The organism is Chitinophaga sp., assembly GCF_036569125.1.
Classification (GTDB): Bacteria; Bacteroidota; Bacteroidia; order Chitinophagales; family Chitinophagaceae; genus Chitinophaga.
In genome coordinates this window covers 1-3447 of the sequence record NZ_DATCRF010000689.1, presented here as the reverse complement: position 1 = coordinate 3447, position 3447 = coordinate 1, and the positions used below count along the sequence as shown (strand labels likewise).

General features: G+C 48.3%; 3 protein-coding genes. 2 read left to right on the top strand and 1 reads right to left on the bottom strand.

Annotated elements, in window-relative coordinates:
- The first annotated feature begins 292 nt into the window (after positions 1–292).
- Positions 293–1399 carry an ABC transporter permease gene (locus VIM87_RS25605; protein WP_331999742.1) on the top strand — a complete coding sequence of 369 codons (1107 nt, stop codon included), beginning with the start codon at positions 293–295 and terminating at the stop codon, positions 1397–1399.
- Positions 1399–2517, top strand: a complete 1119-nt coding sequence (locus VIM87_RS25600; RefSeq protein ID WP_331999741.1) for an ABC transporter permease — start codon at positions 1399–1401, stop codon at positions 2515–2517. The genes VIM87_RS25605 and VIM87_RS25600 overlap by 1 nt, the downstream gene beginning before the upstream one ends.
- 76 nt (positions 2518–2593) lie before the next feature.
- Here the strand turns inward: VIM87_RS25600 and VIM87_RS25595 are convergent.
- A partial coding sequence (locus VIM87_RS25595) for a PLP-dependent aminotransferase family protein (protein ID WP_331999740.1) occupies positions 2594–3447 on the bottom strand: 854 nt, incomplete at its 5' end.

Sequence of the window (3447 nt, the reverse complement as noted above, 5' to 3'; positions counted from 1 at the left end):
GTAACGGTATTTGTAACCACGCACTATATGGATGAAGCGGAGTATTGTGACCGGATCTCTATTATGGTGGATGGCCGTATACAAGCCCTGGATACGCCCCGGCAGCTGAAAGCGCAGTTCCAGGCCGATTCAATGGATGAGGTGTTCCTTAAACTGGCAAGAGGGAAGTAAAAAGGTAAAAAGTAAAAAAGTGAAGGCAGAATGTGCGTCGCAAGAAAAGAAAAGTAAAAGCACAATCAACAAAAGCCAAGCCATTCGTAATTCGTAATTGAATAATTCGTAATTGAATCTCATGCGTCAATTCTTTGTATTTGCCCGAAAGGAGTTTTACCATATTTTCCGCGATAAGCGTACACTGCTCATCCTTTTTGGAATGCCGGTGGTGCAGATCGTGCTCTTTGGTTTTGCCATTACCAATGAGATCAAAAATGCGGAAATCGCTGTACTGGATCAATCCAGGGACTATTACAGCAACCGGCTGGTACAGCAGCTGCAGGCAGGCAGTTATTTTAAAATAGACCAGGAGCTGCAAAGCCACCGGGCTATTGAAGCGGCCTTCAAAGAAGGGCGTATAAAAATGGTGGTAGTGATCCCGCCTAAATTCGGGGAATCATTTTTCCATTTACATAAAGCGCAGGTGCAGCTGCTGGCAGATGCCGGCGATCCTAATACCGCTACTACGCTCATTAACTATGCCCGGGCCATTATCGGCAATTACCAGCAGCAGCTGAACGGGCCGCAGGCAATGCCGCTTACCATTAATACCACGGTACGCATGCAATACAACCCGGCATTAAAAAGTGTGTTCCTGTTTGTACCGGGTGTAATGACCTTAATATTATTGCTGGTATCTGCCATGATGACCTCCATCACCATTGCCCGCGAAAAAGAGCTGGGCACCATGGAAATATTACTGGTATCGCCATTACCACCGGCAATGATCGTAACAGGGAAGGTGGTGCCTTATATTGTATTATCGTTCATTAATGCGCTGGTGATCCTGGGCATGGGCATCTGGTTATTTGGTATGCCCATTAAGGGCAATATTGTGCTGCTGTTGCTGGAATGCGCGCTGTTTGTGCTCACCTCTCTGGGCTTAGGCATTCTCATATCTACCGTTACAGATAAGCAGCAAACCGCCATGATGGCTTCCATGATGGGTTTACTGATGCCGACCGTGTTGCTGTCCGGCTTCATCTTTCCTGTTGAAAGCATGCCCCTTCCGCTGCAGCTGTTATCTAATATAATGCCGGCTAAATGGTTCATCATTATCCTCAAGGATATTATGCTCAAAGGTTCCGGGCTGCGGGAAGTATGGCCGCAAAGTCTTGTGCTATGCGGTATGACGTTATTATTCGTGACAATAAGCATACGTAAATTCAAAATCCGTTTAAGCTGATGCGTACCATCTTTTTTATACTGCAAAAAGAGTTCCTGCAGATCTTCCGGAACAGGGGGATGGTGGCCATCATCTTCCTGATGCCCATTATCCAGCTGCTGGTGCTGGCCAATGCTGCCAACTATGAAGTAAGGAACCTGGCTATTGATGTAGTGGACCAGGATCATTCCACCTGGTCGCAGCGGCTGGTGAATAAGCTTACGGCCAGTGGTTACTTTAAGCTGCACCGGCAAACATTTAATGAAAAAGCCGCTTTTGAAGATCTGCAGCTGGATAAAGCAGACATTGTACTGATGATCCCCCGGCACTTTGAGCGCGACCTGGTGCGGGAAGATCAGGCCTCTCTGCAGCTGCTGGTAAATGCCATTAACGGCAGCAAGGCAGGGCTGGCAAATGGCTATGCCAATAATATTATCCGCAGCTTTAACCAGAACATCCGCACGGAGTGGCTGGCGCTGGACAGCCGCAACGGTCCTGCCGTAATTGAGGTTACCTATTCCAACTGGTTCAATACCCGCCTGGATTATAAAGTATTCATGGTGCCGGGCATTATTGTGGTATTGGTAACTATGATCGGCGCTTTTTTGTCGGGGATGAATATTGTGAAAGAAAAGGAAATCGGCACCATCGAGCAGCTAAACGTAACTCCTATACGTAAACATCATTTTATATTAGGAAAGCTGATCCCGTTTTGGATCGTAGCGCTGTTTGAGCTGGCCCTGGGATTGCTGGTAGGGAAGCTGGTGTTTCATCTGCCCATGGCAGGCAGCCTGTGGCTGGTGTTCCTGTTTGCCGCCGTTTATCTCTGGGTTATGCTGGGTATGGGTTTGCTGATCTCCACCTTCACGGAAACGCAGCAGCAGGCGATGTTCATTGCCTGGTTCTTCGTGATCATCTTTATACTCATGAGTGGTTTATTCACCCCCGTGGAGAATATGCCGCACTGGGCGCAGGTGCTCACCTGGTTTAATCCTATTGCCTACTTTGTAAAGGTGATACGTATGGTATTGCTCAAAGGCAGCGGCTGGGCCAACATACAAATATACCTGCTTATTATGCTGGCATATGCGCTGGTGATGAATGGCATTGCTATCTGGAATTACAGGAAAACAACATAAGATTTTAGTGTCTGTTACAGTGTAACAGTTGTAGGTTTAAGCACGCCGGAGTATTCTTGCTCCGGCTTTTTTATGCTTACCCTTTCAGCTTGCGGATCAGCTTCCCCAATGTTTTAATACCTTCTTCTACCTGCTTATTCCACGGGTTACCGTAGCTCAGGCGCATACAGTTACGGTAGCGGTCCTGCAGGGAAAATATGCGGCCCGGCGCAAAGCTGATCTTATTCTTTAGCGCCAGCTCATACAGCTCATAGGTATTAATATTCTCATTCAGGGCCAGCCATAGTACAAAACCACCCATCGGTCTTGTTACCAAAGTATCTTCGGGGAAATAATCTGCCACCGCCTGTAAGTAGCGCAGGCTTTGGGTATGCAGCTGTTTGCGCATGCTGCGCAGGTGATGTTCATAACGGCCGTTTTCCAGGAAGTGCGCTACCGCTGCATGCGGCAGTGAGGCGCAGGCAATGGAGTGATTACGTTTCAGGCGCAGCACCTTTTCCTTATACTTGCCCGGAAGCGTCCAGCCCACGCGGTAGCCGGGCGCCAGGGATTTGGAAAAGGAGTTGCAGGCCAGCACAATGCCGCTTTCATCAAAGGTTTTACACAGGGCAGGCCTTTCCCTTCCAAAATAAATATCCCCGTAAATATCATCTTCAATTAAAGGAATGCCATGCTTTTCAAGGATATGTACCAGCTCGCGTTTATGCGTATCCGGCATGCAGGAGCCCAGCGGGTTATTGAAGTTGGTTACAAATAAGCAGGCTTTAATATTATGCCGTGGAATGGCTTTATCCAGGTAATCCAGCTCCACGCCGGTTACCGGGTTGGTAGGCACTTCCAGCACCTTTAAACCCAGGCTGGCAGCAAGTTGCAGGGAGCCGTAGTAGGAGGGGCTTTCCAGCGCAATGGTATCGCCGGGCTGTGTTACGG